Origin of the sequence: Halopseudomonas aestusnigri (genome assembly GCF_002197985.1) — a bacterium.
In the GTDB taxonomy this organism is placed as follows: Bacteria; Pseudomonadota; Gammaproteobacteria; order Pseudomonadales; family Pseudomonadaceae; genus Halopseudomonas; species Halopseudomonas aestusnigri.
In genome coordinates this window covers 15,938-35,744 of sequence record NZ_NBYK01000001.1, presented here as the reverse complement: position 1 = coordinate 35,744, position 19,807 = coordinate 15,938, and the positions used below count along the sequence as shown (strand labels likewise).

Genomic DNA, 19,807 nt, shown 5'->3' with positions numbered 1-19,807 from the left:
TGTGATCGCTATAACATCCCGTCAGGGATTGACCTGACGTTGTGGCCGACCGGAAACAAAGCTGTGCAGATTGGCTTCCAGCTGCCCGACGATACGTTGACGGGCCTCCCGACTGCCCCAGGCGCTGTGCGGGGTGACGACCAGATTCGGTATGCTGTTATCCAGCAACGGGTTTCCGTTTACCGGCGGCTCAACCGTCAGGACATCGCAGGCGGCGCCAGCCAGCTGGCCATCGCGCAAGGCGGCGGCAAGCGCCTTCTCGTTTACCAGGCCTCCGCGTCCGGTGTTGATCAGCAGGCTGCCGGGCTTCATCAGGGCAAGTTCAGCTTCACCTATCAGATCGCGGGTTTGCTCGGTCAGCGGACAATGCAGGCTCAGCACATCGATCTGCGGCAGCAAATCGGTGATTGCAGAACGTCCGCTGCGCTCGCGGCCGGGCAAGGAGCCAACCAGCACGTTCATGCCAAACGCCTCGGCCAGACGACCTACCGCCTGCCCCAGTTCGCCATAACCCAGAATGCCCAGCGTTCGCCCTGCCAGCTCGCCGATCGGGTAATCCAGCAGGCAAAACTGCTGGCTGCGCTGCCACGCACCGTCACGCACCGCCTGACGGTAGGACTCGAATCGGGTGATCAGCACCAGCATCAGCATCAATGTGTGCTGCGCTACCGCCGGCGTGCCGTAAGCCTGGCAATTGCAGACCACGATACCCAGCTCCCGCGCCGCCTGCAGGTCGACATTATTGGTGCCGGTTGCGGCGATCAGGATCAGCTTCAGCTGCGGGTTGGCCTGCATCATTGCCCGGTCAATCACCACCTTGTTGGTAATGACGACCTGCCTCCCCGCAAGCCGTTCGGCCGTCTGCTGCGGGCTGGTCCGGGGGTAGCTGGTGAAGGATGCGCAGGCTTGCTCCAGTGCTGTCAGGTCAAGATCGCCCAGATCCAGCGTGGCGCGGTCGAGAAAGACTGTAGAGAGTTCGTGTTGCATCTTGACTGTACCTGTCTGCTGGCGCGTTGGACGGGTAAACTCAACGCTCCAAGGAGAACGCCCATGTACCTGAATGAGTTTCTGCTGGTGGCGCTGGTCCACCTGCTGGCGGTGATCAGCCCAGGCCCTGACTTTGCCGTCGTCATCCGCAACAGCGTCAGCGCAGGCCACCGCATTGGCCTGTATACGGCAACAGGCATTGGTCTCGGCATCTTTGTGCACGTAGCCTATTCGCTGTTGGGCATTGGCCTGATTGTGTCGCAGTCGGTGTGGCTGTTCAATCTGATGAAGCTGCTGGCGGCGGCGTACCTGCTCTATATCGGCTTTCGCGCCCTGCAGGCCAAGCCGGCTACGGCGGACAGCGCATTGTCCGAGACCAGCCGTTTATCGGCACGACAGGCATTCGTCCAGGGCTTCATTACCAACGGCTTGAACCCCAAGGCCACCCTGTTCTTCCTGTCCCTGTTCACGGCAGTCATCAGCCACGACACGCCGTTGCTGGTGCAGGCGGGCTACGGGGTTTATCTGGCGTTCGCGACCGGCGCCTGGTTCTGTCTGGTCGCCATGCTGTTCAGTCGAGAGGTCGTACGCCGTACCTTCAATCGGTTGGGCCACTGGTTTGACCGGCTGATGGGAGGTGTGCTGATCGGGCTTGGACTGCATCTGGCCCTGTCACAGTGGCTGAAGCGCGACTAGCGCGCCTCGCCACTGCCAGACTGGGGCCACCGCCAGCTCAGGCCAGCGCAGGCGTCTCACGCGCCCAGTCGGCCAGCACGTCGATCCACTGCGGCTGATCGTTGAGACAGGGGATCAGTACCAGCTCCTCGCCACCCGCTGCAATAAACTGCTCACGGGCGCGGTCACCGATCTCCTCCAGGGTTTCGATGCAGTCGGCAACAAAGGCCGGACAGGCCACCAGCAGGCGCTTGACGCCCTGTGCGGCCAACTCGTCAATACGCGCTTCAGTGTAGGGCTCAATCCACTTGTCACGCCCCAGTCTGGACTGGAAGGCCTGTGACCACTGCGCCGATTCCAGCCCCAAGGCAGCCGCCAGTTCCCGGCTGACATGGCTGCAGTGGGCCCGATAGCAGGTTGCCGTGGCTGCAGACGCCCGTTCGCAACAATCGCCGCTGGCCAGACAATGGGAGCCGGTCGGGTCAGCCTTGCGCAAGTGCCGCTCCGGCAGGCCGTGGTAGCTGAGCAACAGATGATCAAATCCCTCTGCCAAATAAGGCTGCACCGACTGCGCCAGCGCGGCGATGTACTCCGGCCGGTTATAGAATGCCGGCACCACGTTGAGCTTGAGGTCCAGCCCGTGTTTGGCGATCACCCGCTTGGCCTCTTCAACCGAAGTGGTGATGGTGCTGTCGGCATGTTGCGGATACTGCGGCATGAACAGCACCTCGCGCACGCCTGGCCGCTGTGCCAGCGCCAGCAGCCCCTGCTCGATCGAGGGCTCACCATAGCGCATCGCCAGTTCGACCGGCATGTCGAGCCGCTGCTGCAGTGCCTGCTGCACCCGACGACTGATGACCACCAGCGGTGAACCCTCATCCCACCAGATGGAGGCATAGGCGTGCGCAGATGCCTTGGGCCGGGTAGCCAGAATCAGGCTGACCAACAGGCGCCGCAGCGGCCAGGGCAGGTCAACGACATAGGGATCCATCAGAAACTGGTTCAGATAACGCTTCACATCGGCGACCTGGGTGCTGCTCGGCGAGCCCAGGTTAACCAGCAGTACCCCACGATCAGACATCAATTCACTCCAGCAGAGAAAAACAAAGAAGGGACACTCCGCTCACTGCAGGACATCCGCCAGAGCGGTCTCCAGATGACGGAACCTAAAACAGAACCCGGCTTCCTGCGCTCGCGCCGGCACCACGCGCTGACCAGTCAGCAACAGCCGTGACATTTCCCCCAGCACCAGCTTCAGCGCCACTCCCGGCACGGGCAGAATGGTCGGCCGCCCGAGCACCTTACCCAGCGTTTTGGTGAACTCCAGGTTACTCACCGGGTTGGGCGCAGTGCCGTTATAGACGCCGCGGCAGTCCGGCGATTCCATCAGCCACTGCAGCATCGCCTCGATATCCTGATGGTGAATCCAGGACATGTACTGCTCCCCCGAACCAAGCCGACCACCCAGTCCCAGGCTGAAAGGCAAGCGCATGCGCTGCAAAAACCCGCCATCCGGTGCAACGACAAGACCAATGCGCAGCACACACACACGAATACCGTATGAGCCCGCGCGCTTGGCAGCCTGCTCCCATGCATCACACAACGTGTGGGTATATTCTACCTGCGGCGCACTGGCTTCCGTCAGCAATTGATCTGCGCCATCGCCATACCAGCCAATGGCCGATGCACTGACCAGCACCTGCGGCCGCTGGCTCCGCGCGCCCAGCCAGCGCACCAGCTCCTCAGTCAGAGACACCCGGCTTTCCCAGAGCAAGGCCTTGCGCGCCTGGGTCCAGGGCCGGTCGGCAACGGGTGCGCCGGCCAGATTGATCACCGCATCCAGCGCCTCCTGGTCCAGCTGATCCAGGCTCGCGATGCCACGCACCGCCTCGCCGCACAAGGCCGGGACCTGGGCCGGACGCCGGCTCCACACCACCAGTTCGTGGCCAGCCTCAAGCAACTGGCGGCACAACCGGCGACCGATCAGCCCTGTCGCTCCAGTCAGCAATACCTTCATCTTCGACCTCCCCGCCGCACCCGGCTCAGTTGGTACCCCGGCACGGACATCCGCACGGCAGGGGTACTATCGACGAAAACAGCATGACACACGCTATCCTCGAACGGCCCACAATGCTATACAAATGAAAAAACTTGTATAGCCTTTTGCACAAGTTTGCCTATCATCGATCACGAACCCCAAACCAGGATCCAGTATGTCCCTACCTACCAGCGTAGCCATAATCGGCGCCGGCATGGCCGGTATCAGTGCCGCCCGTGCACTCGACGAAGCCGGTATCACCGTTGAGCTGTTCGACAAAAGCCGCGGTACCGGCGGCCGCATGACCAGCAAGCGAACCGATCATGGCGAGTTCGACATCGGCACCCAGTATTTCACCGCACGCCACCATGCATTCCGCGCCGAGGTTGAGTCCTGGCACGAAAAGGGATGGGTAGCGCGCTGGCAACCCCGCCTGTGTCGCATCGATGAACAGGGTATCCACCCCTCTGACGACGAGCAGGACCGCTATGTTGGCAGCCCGCGGATGACCGCCCTCAGCCGCGGGTTGCTGGGCAACCTGACGCTGCACGGTTCGGTGCGCATTACCAGGCTAGAGCAGCACGATCAGAGCTGGATGCTGATTGACAGCGAAGAGGGCCAATACGGGCCGTTCGACCGGGTCATAGTCGCAACCCCGGCACCGCAGGCCGCGCCGCTGCTGGCCGCCGCACCGCAGCTGGCCCGCGCCGCCGAACAGATGGCCATGGAACCGGGCTGGGCAGTCTCAATCGGCTTCGACCAACCGCTGAACATCGATGTGGATGCCGCCTTTGTGCGCACCGGCCCGCTCGACTGGATTTGCGCCAACCACAGTAAGCCTGGACGCGCCGAAAACTGTAACTGGGTATTGCAGTCCACGCCGCAATGGGCGCAGCAGCATCTCGATACGCCTCCGGCCGAGGTTGCCGGCCTGTTGCTGCACGCACTGGGCGAAGCTTTGCAGACGCCGTTGCCCCCTGCGCAACTGCTGCAGGCCCACCGCTGGCTATACGCGCGGCCCGCCGAGGACTGCGACTGGGGCGCGCTGGCGGCACCCGATCTCGGGCTTTATGCCTGCGGCGACTGGTGTCTGGCAGGACGGTTGGAGGGTGCGTGGCTGAGCGGTCGCCATGCAGCTCAAGCGGTATTGGGCCACCACTGATCAGTGGCAGACCGTTCGTCAGCAGAATCCACTGACGGACGGTCAATAAACTTGTACAAAAATACTTGAATCGGGCTTATCCTTGTACAAACAGAAAATTGTTGTACAGGAGAGCAGCCATGCAACCCACATCCAGTGCACGCATCCCAGTCGGTATCAGCCAATGTCTGATTGGCGATCCCGTCCGCTTCAACGCCGGCCACAAGCATTCACGTCTGTGCACTGATCAACTGGGCGCCCTCTTTGATCTGCGACCGGTTTGCCCGGAAGTGGCCATAGGTCTGGGCACACCGCGCAAGCCTATCCGGCTGGTCGGCGACCCCACGGCTCCCCGTGCCGTTGGCACGGTTAACCGTGACATGGATGTTACCGAGGCACTGCAACACTACGCCGACGAAGTTCACGCGGGCAGCAATGAGCTGTGCGGCTTTATCGTCATGCAGAAATCCCCTAGCTGCGGCATGGAACGCGTCAAGGTTTATGAAGAAAACGGCCACCCCGCATCAGCGACCGGCCAGGGCGTTTTCACCGCTCGCCTCATGCAGCACAACCCGCTGCTCCCGGTGGAAGAGGAAGGCCGCCTCCAAGACCCGGTACTGCGCGAGAACTTCGTCAACCGTGTAATCGTCTACGCTGACTGGCAACAGTTGCTTCGCGACGGCCTTAGCGCCAGCAACCTGCTGGCTTTTCACGCCAAACACAAATACCTGCTGATGGCCCACCAGGCACCCGGCTACAAGCGCATGGGTCAACTGCTGGCCAACCCGGGGAAGGGCGAGCAATTGGAACAGACTGCAACAGCATACTTCAGCGAATTGATGACGGCGCTGCGTCGCCCGGCCAGCCGTCGCGGCCACAGCAACGTGCTGCAGCACGTTGCCGGCCACTTCAAGCGGGTGCTCAACCCGCCGGAAAAAGCCGAGCTGCAGCAACTGATTGTGCGTTATCGCAACGGCGTGGTGCCGCTGGTGGTACCCATGACCCTGCTGCAACACCATTTGCTGCGTCACCCGGACCCCTATCTGCTGCAACAGGCCTATCTGCAGCCGCACCCACCTGAGCTGAGCCTGCGCAACGCCATTTAGTAAAACCAGCAAAGCGGGGCGGAAGTCCGACCCGACCGACAGGAGAGTGATTTGAGCAACAACCTGCAACTGTGCTGGCTCCGCGCCGACTTGCGCATTACCGACAACCAGGCGCTCTGGCATGCCAGCCAGAGCGGACCGGTGGTGGCGGTTTTTATCGTCACCGCCAACGACTGGCGCGCCCATGACGACGCGCCAGTCAAGGTCGACTTCTGGCGCCGCAACCTGCAGGCGCTGGCCGCTGAGCTGTCACAACGGCATATCCCGCTGCAGATTCTGCACGCCGACGCCTGGAGCGACTGCCCGACACTGCTGCTGGAGCTGGCCCGCAAGACCGGTGCCGGCGCCCTGCACTTCAATGATGAGTATGGTGTTCACGAACAACAGCGTGACGACGCCGTCAGCGAGGCCTTTGCCGCTGCCGGCCTGACCTGTCAGCGCCATACCGACCAACTGCTGTTCGCGCCGGGCAGTCTGACCACTCAAAGTGGCGGCATGTACAAGGTCTACAGCCAGTTCCGTCGTCAGGCCTACACCCGACTGCACCAGCAACTGCCCAGCCTGCTACCGGCACCCGCCGAGCAGGTGCCGCTGACACTGCAGAGTACGTCGATACCCGAGCACTTCGGCGACTTTGCTCCTGCCGAACCCGCGCTGCAGCAACGCTGGCCGGCTGGCGAGCGGGCTGCAGCAGAGCGCCTGCAGCTATTCTGCAATCAGCTCATCGACGACTACGCAGAAGATCGCAACCGTCCTGATCTGGACGCCACCAGCCGGTTGTCGCCCTATCTGGCCGCTGGCGTACTGTCGCCCCGTCAGTGCCTGCACGCAGCGCTGCAGGCCAACGGAGGCGAGTTCGACACAGGCAGCAGTGGTGCCGTGAGCTGGATCAACGAACTGCTCTGGCGTGAGTTCTACAAACATATTCTGGTGTGCTATCCGCACGTTTCGCGCCACCGCGCGTTCAAGCCGGAGACCGAAAACGTCGCCTGGCGCGACGATCCGCAGGGCCTGGCCGCCTGGAAGGAAGGCCGAACCGGTATTCCGCTGGTCGATGCGGCCATGCGCCAGTTGCTTGCCACCGGCTGGATGCACAACCGACTGCGCATGGTCAGCGCCATGTTCCTGACCAAGAATCTGCTGATCGACTGGCGCGAAGGCGAGCGCTGGTTCATGCAGCACCTGATCGACGGCGACCTCGCCGCCAACAACGGCGGCTGGCAGTGGAGCGCATCGACCGGCACCGACGCGGCCCCCTACTTCAGAGTGTTCAATCCGGTCAGCCAGTCCGAGAAGTTCGATCCCGATGGCAGTTTCATCCGTGAATGGGTCCCGGAGCTGGCGCACCTGCCAGCCAGCCAGATACACCTGCCGCCCGCCGCTGACCTGTTTTCTGCCACCGCCTATCCGCGTCCGATTGTGGACCTGCGCAGCAGCCGCCAGCGCGCAATCGACGCCTTCCGTAATGCAGGAGAGACGGCATGATTGACCGCAGCCTGATCGCCAATTTTGCCCAACGGTTCGCCGCCATCGACCGCGACAACCTGGATATTCTGGAGCAGATTTACCACTCGGAGGTCCACTTCAGCGACCCGATCCACGACGTCTTCGGGCTCGCTGCCTTGCATGGCTACTGCGCCAATCTCTATGAAAACGTCAGCGCCCTGCACTTCGATTTCACCCAGCTGAGCCCGATCGACGACGAGCAGGCGCTGCTGTGCTGGACCATGACCTATCGCCACCCCAGGCTGGCCGGCGGCCGTCCCATCCAGGTACCCGGCGTCAGCCAGGTCTGGTTTCGCGAGGGCAAGGCCTACCGACATATCGACCACTACGACGCCGGCGCCCTGCTGTACGAGCATGTGCCGGTGCTTGGCACGCTGATCCGATGGCTGAAGAGGCGAATGACATGAACCTGCAACGCAGAATCTGGCTCACCGGCGCGTCCAGCGGTATCGGCCTGGCACTGGCGGAACTGCTGGCGGCCGAGGGCCACCGTCTGGCCTTGACCGCACGCCGACGTGAACCCTTGCTCGAACTGGCAGCCCGTTACCCGGGACAAATACTGGTCATCACGGCCGACCTGACCGACCGCGATGCGATTGGAGAAATCGCAGAACAGATCGACGCGGCCTGGGGCGCTCTGGACTGGGCCATTCTCAATGCGGGGGCCTGTGAATACATGGAGCTGCCCGCGTTTTCCGCCAGCCTGGTCGAGCGGGTCATGCAGGTTAACGTGCTGGCGACCGCCAACTGCATCGAAGCCGCCCTGCCCCTGCTGCGCCGTGGAACCCAGCCACGTCTGGTTGCGGTTGGCAGCAGCGTCACCTATCTGCCGCTGCCCCGCGCCGAAGCCTATGGTGCGTCCAAGGCCGCTCTGCGCTACCTGATGCAATCGCTGGAGCTCGATCTGGTCGACGAAGGGATCGCCACCACCCTGGTCAGCCCCGGATTCGTCGAGACGCCCATGACAGCCAACAACGATTTCCCGATGCCCATGCAACTGACCAGCGCCCGGGCCGCCCAGCGCATCCTGATCGGGCTGGAACGGGGCAAACGCGAAATCCGCTTCCCCGGTCCATTTATTGCCATTCTTCGTCTGGTGGCAGCGCTGCCAGGCTGGCTGCGCGTTGCGCTGACCAAACGCAAGACCGGAGCAGCCTCACAACATCAGGAGACCAACTAATGCGCATTGCAATTGTCGGCAGCGGTATTGCCGGCCTGGTATCGGCCTATCTGCTGTCCCGGCGTCACGAAGTCACGGTGTTTGAGGCCGGCGACTGGATCGGCGGCCATACCCACACCGTCGATGTCGAAATCGACCAGCAGCGTCACGCCATCGATACCGGGTTCATCGTCTTCAACGATTGGACCTATCCCAACTTCATCCGCCTGCTTGAACAGCTTGGTGTTGAGTCCCAGCCGACGGAAATGAGCTTCTCCGTCTGCGATCCGCGCAGCGGCCTGGAATACAACGGCAACAATCTCAACACCCTGTTCGCCCAGCGCAGCAACCTGCTGTCACCCGGTTTTCTGCGCATGCTGATGGATATCCTGCGCTTCAACCGTGAAGCCATCGCGGACCTCGAGGCAGGCGGCCTGCATGGCCAGATGACGCTCGGCGACTACCTGCAGCAGCAGCGCTACAGCCAACGCTTCATTGACCATTACATCGTGCCCATGGGCTCGGCGATCTGGTCGATGTCGCTGAAGGAGATGCTGAGTTTCCCACTCGCCTTCTTCATCCGTTTCTTTCACAACCACGGCCTGCTGTCGGTGAATGATCGCCCGCAATGGCGGGTTATCAAGGGCGGCTCACGCAGCTACATCCCGGCTCTGAGCAAGCCCTTTGCCGACAACATTCGGCTTGATTGCCCGGTGCAGCGCATTCGCCGTGACGAGACAGGCGTTACCGTGCTCAGCCGCCAGGGAGAGGAACGCTTCGACCGGATTGTACTGGCCTGCCACAGCGATCAGGCCCTGAAGTTGCTGGAGCAACCCAGCCCCGAGGAGCAGGCGATTCTCGGCGACATTCGCTATGCCGACAACGACGTCGTGCTGCACACCGACACCCGCCTGCTGCCCAGCCGCAGGCTGGCCTGGGCCAGCTGGAACTATCGACTTGGCGGCGACCCGGAGCAACCTGCAGCGCTGACCTACAATATGAATATCCTGCAGGGTCTTGATGCCTCGCGCACCTTCTGCGTCAGCCTTAACCAGACCGATCAGATTGACCCTGCACAGATACTCGGCCGCTTTACCTACGCGCACCCGCAGTTCAGCGTGGCCGCCAGCGCGGCGCAAAAGCAGTGGCAGACGCTGCTGGGCAAGCAGCACACATTCTTCTGTGGCGCCTGGTGGGCCAACGGTTTTCACGAGGATGGCGTCGTCAGCGCACTGCGCGTGGCGTCGCACTTTGGCGAGGTACTCTGATGGCACTGCAAAGTGCTCTGTACAGCGGGTTGCTCCAGCATCGACGGCATCAGCCGCGCGCGCATCAATTCCGTTATCGCAGCAGCCTGCTGTTGCTTGATCTCGACGAGCAGCAGCAGGTATTCGGCCTCAGCCAGCTCTGGTCGGGCCGCTGGTGGTCACCCATGCGTTTTCGTGAAAGCGACTACCTGCGCGCCGAACGCCAGCCGGGAGAATCCCTGAAAGCCTGTGCCCAGCGTCTGATCAGGGATCACCTGCAACTGGAGCTCAACGGTGCCGTGCAACTGCTGACCCAGGTTCGCAGCTTCGGCATGCTGTTCAATCCCGCCTCGTTCTTCTATTGCTACGACCAACAGGGCGCACTGCGCGCCATCATCTGCGAAGTGACCAACACGCCCTGGGGCGAACACTTCTGTTACGTCCTGGAAGCCGATCCGAGCCAACAGCAGCAGCAATTTACCCTGCACAAACGCTTCCACGTATCGCCGTTTCTGCCGCTGCAGGCCGACTATCACATGCGCTTCAACCGGCCCGGCGAGCGGGTGCAGGTGCAGATTGCCCACCAGCAGGGCGATCAGCGCCTGTTCGATGCCACCCTCAGCCTGCAACGCAAGCCGCTGAGCACTGCCCTGCTGCGCCGCGAGGCCCTTTCGTTTCCGTTTATGGTGCTGCGTACCCTGACCGGCATCTACTGGCAGGCCCTGCGCCTGCTGATCAAACGTATTCCGCTGTTTGACCATTCGCCCACCAGCCAATCGGTCGCAGCGCACCCATTGCGCCCCGTCAAGGAGTCCCGACATGAAACCGAGCAGATCTGAACTAACCTGCAACAGCGACTACCGCGAGCGCAGCGGCTGGCTGCAACGCCTCTGCCGTCAGGCAGTGCTGCGCCAGCTGCAGGCCATCAAGCGCGGCACATTGCGGCTGCAGACCGATGATGAGGAACTCAACTTTGGCCTACCTGACAGTGACGGGCTGCACGCAGAAATTCGTCTGCATGACCCGGCCGCCTGGACCCAAATCGCCTGCAACGGCAGCGTAGGTGCCGGTGAAGCCTACTTCAACGGCTACTGGAGCAGCCCCGACCTGACCGCCGTGACCCGTCTGTTTGTCCGCAACCTGGACGTCCTGGATGCCATGGAGACCGGGCTGGCCCGGCTTGGACAACCTGCCCTGAAGTGGCTGCACCGCCTTAACCGCAACAGCCTCAAGGGATCACGCCGCAACATCAGCGCCCACTACGATCTGGGCAACGAGCTGTTCTCGCGTCTGCTGGACGACAGCATGATGTACTCGGCGGCAATCTTCCCGCCGGACAGCGACGATCTGCACCAGGCCCAACTCAACAAGCTGGATCGGATCTGCCGCAAGCTGGAGCTGAGCCCAGACGATCACCTGCTGGAAATCGGCACCGGTTGGGGCAGCATGGCAATCTACGCCGCCCAGCACTATGGCTGCCGGGTAACGACCACTACGCTGTCGCAGGAGCAGTTCAACCATACCGAGCAGCATATCCGCGATGCCGGCCTGCAGGACCGCATTACCCTGCTGCTCAAGGACTACCGCGAGCTGGAGGGTCAGTACGACAAACTCGTTTCGATCGAGATGATCGAGGCGGTCGGTCACGAATACTTTGCCACCTACTTCAAGGCCTGCGCCGCGTTGCTCAAACCCGATGGACTGATGCTGCTGCAAGCCATCACCATGCGCGACCAGCGCTACGAGCAGGCACGTCGCAGCGTCGACTTTATCCAGCGTTATATCTTCCCGGGCGGTTCGCTGCCGTCAGTGAGCCTGATCGGGGAACTGACCCGCCGCCACACCGACCTGGCAATGCTGCATCTGGAGGACATTGGCCTGCACTACGCCCGTACCCTGCGCCACTGGCACCATAACCTGCAGCGCTACCGTGGAGAGCTGGCACAACTCGGGTATGATGACGTCTTTTTCCGGCTCTGGGAGTTCTACCTCTGCTACTGCGAGGGTGGCTTCCGCGAGCGCGGTATCGGCACAGCGCAGATTCTGCTCGCCAAGCCCGACGCCCGCCCCGCCGAGAGCACCTGCGTCATAGGAGCCTGACATGCCTGACCGCCGCCTGATCGCCAACGCCGTGCTGTTCCAGCTCAGCTGGCTTGCCTGCGTACTGGGCGGCAACAGCTACTGGCTGACAGTGCCGGCGGTCGCATTGCTGATCCACTTTTTCTGGGTGAGCAGCTGGGCAGCCGAAGGCAAACTGGTGGTATCAGTGATGCTGGCAGGGGCTGCGCTCGACTCCTTCCTGCTGCAGCTGGGGGTATTCACCTTTGTCGGCCAGGAGCTGCTGGCGCCGCTCTGGCTGGTCATGCTCTGGGCGATGCTGGCCACAACGCTCAATCACAGCCTGGGCTGGACCGCCCGCCCGATCTGGCGAGCCGCCCTGCTGGGTGCCATAGGCGGTCCGCTGAGCTACGTAGCCGGTGCAGAGCTGGCGGGCGTCGGCCTGCCATTGGGGGAGCGCAACAGCGCACTGCTGCTGGCCGCCATCTGGGCGCTGGTCATGCCACTGCTGCACGGCTTTGCCCATCTGTACCGGGAACAATATCGCGTACAGCAGCTGGCCAGACGCCGCTCCGGCGCCTGAGCCGCAGACCTACAGCGGGTAGCGGAAATACACCGCCGATTTATTGATGCCCGAATTGGGCTGTTTGATACCCGCGTTGGAGTAGTGATACCAGCGCACGCCCAGCTCGGCACCGGATGCAAAGCGCAGGCCGGCACCAATACGGTCTTCGAACTGGAACTTTGAACCCAGATCTCGGCGATCAGCCAGATTGGTCTCGGTAAAGACCGCAGGCCCGATGCCGCCCTCAATAAACGGCGTCACCGCGCTGTTACCGGGGAAATTCAGCGTGAATACCGGAGTCAGACTGATGGTTTCGGCATCCAGACCACTCCAGTGGGTGTAGCCGGCATCCCAGAAACCGGTCAGCACCGCGCCGCCGCCATCGCTCTGCCACAGGGTGCGCCCGAAATCGAACTGCACTCCCACGCGCCACACATTGGTCGACTCACTGCTGTCACCGCCTTCTACGGTGATGCCATCCAGCGCAAACACTGAAGGGCTGAGGGTCATGGCCGCAAATACGGTACCGATGATCAAACCTGAACGTCTCATGGCGTTTTCTTCCTTATGTCGTCAACACGTACCGTCTGATAGACAGATTTATAGCTGATAGTTCGCCACCACGCCTCAAACCGGCAGCTTGGACACGGCACCGGCGCTGCCCCACAACACCGGCAGCACTGCTGCCATCAGCTGTGGATCACCACTGCTCCAGAAGCGTACATTGCCTGTACCATCAGAGGCCTGGCGGCCGCTTTCGTTGAGTCTGGCCTGCAGCTGACGCGCTACCGCCTCGCCGGTATCGACCAGTTGCACGCCCGCCGGCAGACACTCCCGCAACACCGGTTTGAGAAAGGGATAATGGGTACAACCGAGGATCAGAGTGTCGCACCCGGCCTGCAGCAGGGGATCGACATAGCGTTTCAGCAGCGCGCGTACCTCAGGCCCCTGGAGCTCGCCCCGCTCGACGCACTCGACAAGCCCCGGGCAGGGCTGAGTCAACACCTGTACATCGCGGGCAAAGCGGTCCAGCAAGGCCGCGAACTTGGCGCTCTGCAATGTACCGGTGGTCGCCAGCACGCCGACCTTGCCGTTGCGGGTAGCCGCTGCTGCCGGCTTGACCGCAGGCTCCATGCCTATGATCGGCATGTCGAAAGTGCTGCGTAATTCGTTGACCGCAGCGGCGGTGGCCGTATTGCAAGCCAGCACCAGAGCACGGGCACCCTGTCCGATCAGAAACTCGGCAATCCGCAGGCTCCGCTCGCGAATCATCTCCGGCGGCTTTTCACCATAGGGCACGTAGCCACTGTCGGCGACATACAGCAGATTCTCGCAAGGCATCAGACGGCGAATTTCGTGCAATACCGACAGCCCGCCCACACCGGAGTCGAACACACCAATGGGCGCACTCATGCAGCCGCTCCGCAGCAACTGCAACCCGGGTCCCGGCGCACACGCAGCTCTCGGAAGCGACTGTCGAGGGCATCAATCAGCAACAGGCGTCCAACCAGCGGCTTGCCAAACCCGGCCAGCAGCTTGAGCGCCTCCAGCGCCTGCAGGCTACCGACCAGGCCAACCAGCGGACCGACTACACCGGCTTCGCTGCAGCTGAGCGCCTGCTCGTCGCCATCACCGTACAGGCACTGATAGCAGGGGCTGTCGTCACGGCGCGGATCAAACACACTGAGCTGGCCTTCCAGCCGAATCGCCGCGCCCGACACCAGCGGCTTGCCGAGCCTGACACAGGCAGCATTGACCGCGTGGCGCGTGGCGAAGTTGTCGGAGCAGTCAAGCACCAGATCGACGTCGGCCACTGCGGCCAGCAATGCATCATCAGCCAGCGCGACCGGCAGCGTGCGGCAATGCACCTGCGGATTGATCGCGGCGACGCGCTCTGCTGCCGACGCAACCTTGTCACGACCGATGTCGGCCGCGTGATGAATAATCTGCCGCTGCAGGTTGCTCAGATCAACCTGATCCAGGTCTGCCAGCACCAGCTCACCAACGCCGGCAGCCGCCAGATACAGCGCAACCGGCGAGCCCAGCCCGCCAACGCCGACAATCAGCACCCGGCTGTCGAGCAGCCGCTGCTGACCGCCAATATCGATCTGCGGCAGCAGAATCTGCCGGCTGTAACGCAGCAGTTGCTGATCATCCACGCCATTGTCCTCCGGTTACCCGTTGCTGACCGCCAAGATCGCGCCAGCTTTGAACCTGTTCAAACCCTCTGTCGCGCAGCAACTGCGCGACCGCATCAGCCTGCTGCCAGCCGTGCTCAAACAGCAACCAGCCAGTGGCCTGCAGATGCGCCGGCGCGAGCTGCACCAACGTGCGAATATCATCCAGCCCGTCGGCACCGCTGACCAGCGCACTGTCCGGCTCAAAACGCACATCGCCCTGCTGCAGATGAGGATCATCGGCAGCAATGTAAGGCGGGTTGGAGACAATCAGATCAAAGCACCGGCCCGCCAGTGCAGTGAACCAGTCACTCTGTTCAAAACAGGCATTACCGATCTGCAGACGCTCGGCGTTGCGCCGGGCCAGCGCGACGGCCTCGGCGACCCGGTCCACCCCGGTCACTTGCCAGTCAGGGCGCTCGACCGCCAGCGCCAGCGCGATCGCACCGGTGCCGGTGCCGAGATCCAGAACCTCGGCATGACCCTGCGGCCCTAGTTCCAGCGCAACCTCAACCAGCCGTTCGGTGTCCGGGCGCGGAATCAGGGTGCGGTTGCTGACCTCCAACTGCAGACTCCAGAAGCCCTGTTCACCGAGCAGATAGGCAATCGGCACACCGCTGCGACGCTGGCTCAGCAGCTGTTCGAAGCGGCGCAGTTGCTCGGCATCGGGTCGGCGTTCAGGCCAGGTGCGCAGATAGGTACGGGGCTTGCCGATGGCATGGCAGAGCAGCAGCTCGGCATCCAGCCGAGCGGTGTCCGAGTCTGGCAGTTCGGCGCTGGCCAGCACCTCGGCCAGGGTCGGCGTCATGCCGTCTCCAGCGCCGCCAGTTGGTCGGCCTGATATTCGCGCAGCAGCGGCTCGATGACGTTGTCGAGGTTGCCGGCAATCACCTCGTCAAGGCTGTACAGCGTCAGATTGATGCGATGGTCGGTCACCCGGCCCTGGGGGAAGTTGTAGGTGCGAATCCGCTCGGAGCGGTCCCCGGAGCCGACCAGCGAACGGCGGGTGTCGGACAGCTCCTTTTCCTGCGCTTCGCGCTGCTGGTTGACCAGTTTGGCCTGCAGCAGGCTCATGGCGCGGGCGCGGTTCTTGTGCTGCGAACGCTCATCCTGACACTCGACCACGATGCCGGTCGGCAAGTGGGTCAGGCGGATGGCCGAATCGGTCTTGTTGACGTGCTGCCCGCCGGCACCCGAGGCGCGGTAGGTATCGACCCGTAGATCCGCCGGGTTGATCTCGATTGCGGCTTGCTCATCCATCTCCGGCAGGATGGCAACGGTACAGGCAGAGGTATGAATCCGGCCCTGGGATTCGGTTTCCGGCACACGTTGCACGCGATGCGCACCGGACTCGAACTTGAGTTTGGCGTAGACCGACTGGCCTTCGACCCGGGCGATCACCTCCTTGTAGCCACCGTGCTCACCGGGGTTTTCCGACAGCACCTCTACCCGCCAGCCCTGACGCTCGGCGTAACGGCTGTACATGCGAAACAGGTCACCGGAGAAAATCGCCGCCTCGTCGCCACCGGTTCCAGCGCGAATTTCGAGGAATACGTTGCGATCGTCGTTAGGGTCCTTCGGCAACAGCAGGCGATTGAGCTCTTCCTCCAGCTCGGCCAACTGGGCGGAGCTGCTCTGCAGATCTTCTTCGGCCATGGCGCGTAAGTCAGGATCACTGTCTTTCAACAGGCTGCGCGCCTCTTCGATATCACCCTGCACCCGACGCCACTGCTCGTAGCATTTGACCGTACCCTCGAGTTCGGCGTACTCCTTGGAGTAAGCCCGGAAGCGGGTCTGATCGCTGATGACCTCGGCGTCGCTGAGCAGCGCAGACAGCTCCTCGAAGCGTTCACCAAGGGAGTCCAGCCGATTCAACAGGGATGCTTTCATGAGTCGCCTTGTACCGTGGTATTGCGGTTGCCCGGGGCGCTGTCACCCAGGGCAAAGAGTTCCTGCGCCAGCGCCAGCGCTTCGATCCGCCCCTGCGCTGTCATCTGCTTGAGCTGCACACTGGGTTCGTGCAGCAGCTTGTTGGTCAGCAGGCGAGCCATTTCGGTCATCACCTGCTCGGGATCGGCACCGCGCTGCAACTTGGCCAGCGCTTTGTGCAGCTCCTGATCGCGCGCCTGCTCCGCCTTCTGCCGGTAGCTGCGCACCACATCCACCGCCGCCAGCGCCCGCAGACGCTGCATGAACTCGCCGGTGCCCAGCTCGATCAGCCGTTCGGCGGCCTCGGCTGCGCCCTGACGCGAGCGCATGTTCTCTTCGATCACCTCGTGCAGGTCGTCGACGGTATAGAGGTACACGTCGGCCAAACTGCCAACTTCCGGTTCGATGTCGCGCGGCACAGCAATATCGACCATGAACATGGGTTTGTGCCGACGCTGCTTGAGCGCCCGCTCGACCGCGCCTTTGCCGAGGATCGGCAGCGGGCTGGCGGTTGAGCTGATCACCACATCACATTCGGCGAGAATATCGGGAATCTGGGTCAGCACGATGGCCTGGCCGCCCAGCGGCTCACTCAGCAGTTCAGCCCGCTGCAGAGTTCGGTTGGCAACGATAATCCGGCCAACGCCCTGTTCAAACAGGTGACGGGCAACCAGCGCGATGGTCTCGCCAGCACCGATCAACAGCGCGGTGCTGCGGCGCAGGTCGGCAAAGATCTGACGGGCAAGACTGACTGCGGCAAAGGCCACCGACACCGGATTCTCGCCAATTGCGGTGTCCGTTCGCACCTGTTTGGCCATGTTGAAGGTGCTCTGGAACAAGCGATCCAGATACGGGCCAAGCGTGCCGGCAGTACGCGCGGCCTGCCAGGCATCCTTCATCTGGCCGAGAATCTGCGGCTCGCCCAGTACCATGGAGTCAAGCCCGGCGGCTACCCGCATCATATGGTTAACCGCACCGGCATCCTGATGCAGGTAGCTGGAACGGCGCAGCTCTTCCGCGGTCATACCATGAAAGCGGGCGACCCATTCGACCAGACGATCCGCGTCGAGCTGCTCCTGAGCACAGTAAAGCTCGGTGCGATTGCAGGTAGAAAGAATGGCAACCTCGTCAGCACCGGCCTCGGCACGCAGACGCTGCAGTGCATCGGGCAATTGCTCGGGTGAGAAGGACACGCGCTCGCGTACTTCAACCCCTGCGGTCCGATGATTGATGCCCAGTGCGATAAAACCCATGATGCCTCGTATTGCGAGAACGGAGCTGCTGCCAAACGTGCGATTGTCCTATGTTAAGTCAAGCCAATCAATCACGGCATGGCGAACGGTTACTCGACGCTCAGCGTCAGGATGCCGCACAGCCACCTTTCATGGCGCCCACTGGGTTTGTCCCCACGCCTGTGTCATGATTCCCCAATGCCGCGCCGGACGCCGTCCTCCGCCCGGATCGGCCCACCGTTTCGCACGAGATCCGATATGAAGGCTACACTCATTCCGTCCTTGCCAGCACTGCTGTTCGCAGGCCTGCTGCTCGGTGGCTGCAGCACACTGGATCAGGCCGGCACGCCTGCCGACAGCACGCCCCAAAAGCCGGAGACGGCAAGCCAGCCGGAGCCGACGGTCTACGGCCAGTTCCGCCAGGACACTCTGTTTGATCTGCTGACCGCCGAAATCGCAGGCCAGCGCAACCGCTTCGATATCGCACTCGACAACTATCTGAAACAGGCTCGCAGCACCCGTGATCCCGGGGTTACCGAGCGCGCCGTCCGCGTTGCAGAGTTTCTGAGCAATGAGCAGGCCGCCAACGAAATGACCCAGCTCTGGGTCGAGATCGCCCCGCAGGATCCGGAAGCCCTGCGCTCGGCCGCCATTCACCTGGCCCGTGCTGGCCGACATGAACAGGCCATGGACATGATGCAGCGCGCGCTGGACCTGCATGGCGAAACCCATTTTGATTTTCTCGCGCTGGCGGCCGCCCAAACCGACCCCCAGACCCGCAACGCCCTGCTGACCAGCCTCCGCCAAATGCAGGAACGTCACCCGGACAACGCGCAACTGGTATTTGCCCGTGCCCTGCTTCTGCAGCAGGCCGACCGCCCCGAAGACGCCCTGCAACTGCTGGAGGAACAACCGCGAGGTAATGAGGTACCACCAATCATCCTGCTGCACAGCCGACTACTCGCCGAGCAGGACCCGGATCGGGCAGAGGCCTTGCTGTACGACAGCCTCGAGCGCTTTCCCGACGAGGTTCGATTGCGCCTGATGCTGGCTCGACTGCTTGTCAGCAAAGGTAATTTCAGGGATGCCCGCGTGCAGTATATGAAGCTTGCTGCCGACAACCCGGACGACGCCGACCTGCAGTTATCACTCGGCCTGATCGAGTTGGAACTAGAGCAGGCGCAAGACGCCGTCATTCACCTGCAGCACACGCTTCAGCTTGCACCCGGCAACAATACCGCGCGCTATCACCTGGGTAATGCCTATCTGGCGGCTGGCCGCACGGATGATGCACTGCTCACCTGGCAAAGCATCGACAGTGGCAATGAACTGCTGACATCCCGTGTGCAAATCGCTCGCCTGCTGCTTGAGCAAAACCGCATAAAGGCACTGCAGGCGCAATTTCAGCAGGACAGGGACCAGCATCCGCAACACGGTATGACACTGTTCCAGATAGAAATAGAAGCCTTGATGCCGGACCATCCCGAGCTGGCAATGGCACAGGTTAACGCAGCCCTGCAGGCCTACCCGCAGGACAGCGGCCTGCTCTATAGTCGCGCCATGCTGCACGAGCAGTTGGGCAACCTGCGCGGCCTGCAAGAGGACCTTGGCAGCATCATCGAACAGGAACCGAACAACGCGATGGCGCTCAACGCCCTGGGCTATACGCTCGCCGACCACAATATCGAGCTGGATCGTGCCCTGTCGCTGATCACCCGCGCTGCCGAACTGGCACCGGACGACCCGGCAATCAAGGATAGTCTGGGCTGGGTTCACTACCGCCTGGGCAATCTGGAGCTGGCCGAGACGCTGCTGCGTGAAGCCTACGACGCCTTCCCTGACCAGGAGGTAGCGGCGCACCTGGGCGAAGTGCTCTGGCGCCAAGGCAAAGAACGCCAAGCACGCAGGATCTGGCGAGAAGCCCTCAAGCTGGACCCGCAAAGCCCACTCATTCCTGAAACCCGCGAACGCCTGGAAGCCGAATAAG

20 protein-coding genes are annotated in these 19,807 nt (G+C 62.4%); 11 read left to right on the top strand and 9 right to left on the bottom strand.

The window, feature by feature from the left end; all coding sequences use genetic code 11:
• Positions 1-21 precede the first annotated feature (21 nt).
• Complete coding sequence (locus B7O88_RS00180) at positions 22-987, bottom strand: 2-hydroxyacid dehydrogenase (RefSeq protein ID WP_088273164.1); 966 nt, start codon at positions 985-987, stop codon at positions 22-24.
• 63 nt (positions 988-1,050) lie between these two features.
• On the opposite strand from B7O88_RS00180, the gene B7O88_RS00175 reads away from it, so the two are divergent.
• Positions 1,051-1,683: a LysE family translocator gene (locus B7O88_RS00175; protein WP_088273163.1), complete on the top strand. Its 633-nt coding sequence runs from the start codon at positions 1,051-1,053 to the stop codon at positions 1,681-1,683.
• A gap of 37 nt (positions 1,684-1,720) precedes the next feature.
• Here B7O88_RS00175 and hemH read toward each other — a convergent pair whose 3' ends face one another.
• Both hemH and B7O88_RS00165 read right to left on the bottom strand, forming a co-directional pair.
• Positions 1,721-2,743 carry a ferrochelatase gene (gene hemH, locus B7O88_RS00170; RefSeq protein ID WP_088273162.1) on the bottom strand — a complete coding sequence of 341 codons (1,023 nt, stop codon included), beginning with the start codon at positions 2,741-2,743 and terminating at the stop codon, positions 1,721-1,723.
• A 42-nt stretch (positions 2,744-2,785) separates the two neighbouring features.
• The gene (locus B7O88_RS00165) at positions 2,786-3,679 is read right to left on the bottom strand and encodes a TIGR01777 family oxidoreductase (RefSeq protein WP_088273161.1); all 894 of its coding nucleotides are present in this window, start codon (positions 3,677-3,679) and stop codon (positions 2,786-2,788) included.
• Between the two features lie 196 nt (positions 3,680-3,875).
• Here B7O88_RS00165 and B7O88_RS00160 point away from each other — a divergent pair, with 196 nt between their 5' ends.
• The 9 genes from B7O88_RS00160 (at position 3,876) to B7O88_RS00120 (ending at position 12,500) form a co-directional block, all read left to right on the top strand.
• Positions 3,876-4,862, top strand: coding sequence for an NAD(P)/FAD-dependent oxidoreductase (locus B7O88_RS00160; protein ID WP_088273160.1), 987 nt, complete (start codon positions 3,876-3,878; stop codon positions 4,860-4,862).
• Between the two features lie 119 nt (positions 4,863-4,981).
• Positions 4,982-5,947 (top strand): YbgA family protein, encoded by a 966-nt coding sequence (locus B7O88_RS00155; RefSeq protein WP_088273159.1) that lies wholly within the window; start codon positions 4,982-4,984, stop codon positions 5,945-5,947.
• Between the two features lie 63 nt (positions 5,948-6,010).
• A complete protein-coding gene (gene phrB / locus B7O88_RS00150; protein WP_088273891.1) occupies positions 6,011-7,432 on the top strand; it encodes a deoxyribodipyrimidine photo-lyase in 1,422 nt (473 codons plus the stop codon).
• Entirely contained in the window at positions 7,429-7,860 is a 432-nt protein-coding gene (locus B7O88_RS00145; RefSeq protein ID WP_088273158.1) for a nuclear transport factor 2 family protein, read from the top strand. Before phrB ends, B7O88_RS00145 begins: the two co-directional genes overlap by 4 nt.
• Positions 7,857-8,633, top strand: a complete 777-nt coding sequence (locus tag B7O88_RS00140) for an SDR family NAD(P)-dependent oxidoreductase (RefSeq protein ID WP_088273157.1) — start codon at positions 7,857-7,859, stop codon at positions 8,631-8,633. Before B7O88_RS00145 ends, B7O88_RS00140 begins: the two co-directional genes overlap by 4 nt.
• A complete protein-coding gene (locus B7O88_RS00135; RefSeq protein ID WP_088273156.1) occupies positions 8,633-9,880 on the top strand; it encodes an NAD(P)/FAD-dependent oxidoreductase in 1,248 nt (415 codons plus the stop codon). The genes B7O88_RS00140 and B7O88_RS00135 overlap by 1 nt, the downstream gene beginning before the upstream one ends.
• A gap of 5 nt (positions 9,881-9,885) precedes the next feature.
• Entirely contained in the window at positions 9,886-10,698 is an 813-nt protein-coding gene (locus B7O88_RS00130; RefSeq protein WP_088273890.1) for a DUF1365 domain-containing protein, read from the top strand.
• Positions 10,679-11,959: an SAM-dependent methyltransferase gene (locus tag B7O88_RS00125; protein ID WP_088273155.1), complete on the top strand. Its 1,281-nt coding sequence runs from the start codon at positions 10,679-10,681 to the stop codon at positions 11,957-11,959. The genes B7O88_RS00130 and B7O88_RS00125 overlap by 20 nt, the downstream gene beginning before the upstream one ends.
• 1 nt (position 11,960) lies before the next feature.
• A complete protein-coding gene (locus B7O88_RS00120) occupies positions 11,961-12,500 on the top strand; it encodes a DUF2878 domain-containing protein (protein ID WP_088273154.1) in 540 nt (179 codons plus the stop codon).
• A 9-nt stretch (positions 12,501-12,509) separates the two neighbouring features.
• Here the strand turns inward: B7O88_RS00120 and B7O88_RS00115 are convergent, their stop codons facing one another.
• The 6 genes from B7O88_RS00115 to hemA all read right to left on the bottom strand — a co-directional run bounded on the left by B7O88_RS00115 (position 12,510) and on the right by hemA (position 17,841).
• Positions 12,510-13,034, bottom strand: coding sequence for an acyloxyacyl hydrolase (locus B7O88_RS00115; protein WP_088273153.1), 525 nt, complete (start codon positions 13,032-13,034; stop codon positions 12,510-12,512).
• Positions 13,035-13,109: 75 nt separating this feature from the next.
• A complete protein-coding gene (gene murI, locus B7O88_RS00110; protein WP_088273152.1) occupies positions 13,110-13,895 on the bottom strand; it encodes a glutamate racemase in 786 nt (261 codons plus the stop codon).
• Positions 13,892-14,641, bottom strand: coding sequence for a molybdopterin-synthase adenylyltransferase MoeB (moeB, locus tag B7O88_RS00105; RefSeq protein WP_088273151.1), 750 nt, complete (start codon positions 14,639-14,641; stop codon positions 13,892-13,894). The genes murI and moeB overlap by 4 nt, the downstream gene beginning before the upstream one ends.
• Positions 14,634-15,467, bottom strand: coding sequence for a peptide chain release factor N(5)-glutamine methyltransferase (prmC, locus tag B7O88_RS00100; RefSeq protein WP_088273150.1), 834 nt, complete (start codon positions 15,465-15,467; stop codon positions 14,634-14,636). The genes moeB and prmC overlap by 8 nt, the downstream gene beginning before the upstream one ends.
• Positions 15,464-16,549 carry a peptide chain release factor 1 gene (gene prfA / locus B7O88_RS00095; protein ID WP_088273149.1) on the bottom strand — a complete coding sequence of 362 codons (1,086 nt, stop codon included), beginning with the start codon at positions 16,547-16,549 and terminating at the stop codon, positions 15,464-15,466. The genes prmC and prfA overlap by 4 nt, the downstream gene beginning before the upstream one ends.
• Positions 16,546-17,841, bottom strand: a complete 1,296-nt coding sequence (gene hemA, locus B7O88_RS00090; RefSeq protein WP_088273148.1) for a glutamyl-tRNA reductase — start codon at positions 17,839-17,841, stop codon at positions 16,546-16,548. Before hemA ends, prfA begins: the two co-directional genes overlap by 4 nt.
• Before the next feature lie 237 nt (positions 17,842-18,078).
• Between hemA and B7O88_RS00085 the strand changes: the two genes are divergently transcribed.
• Positions 18,079-19,806 (top strand): tetratricopeptide repeat protein, encoded by a 1,728-nt coding sequence (locus B7O88_RS00085; RefSeq protein WP_160003116.1) that lies wholly within the window; start codon positions 18,079-18,081, stop codon positions 19,804-19,806.
• Position 19,807: the final 1 nt, after the last annotated feature.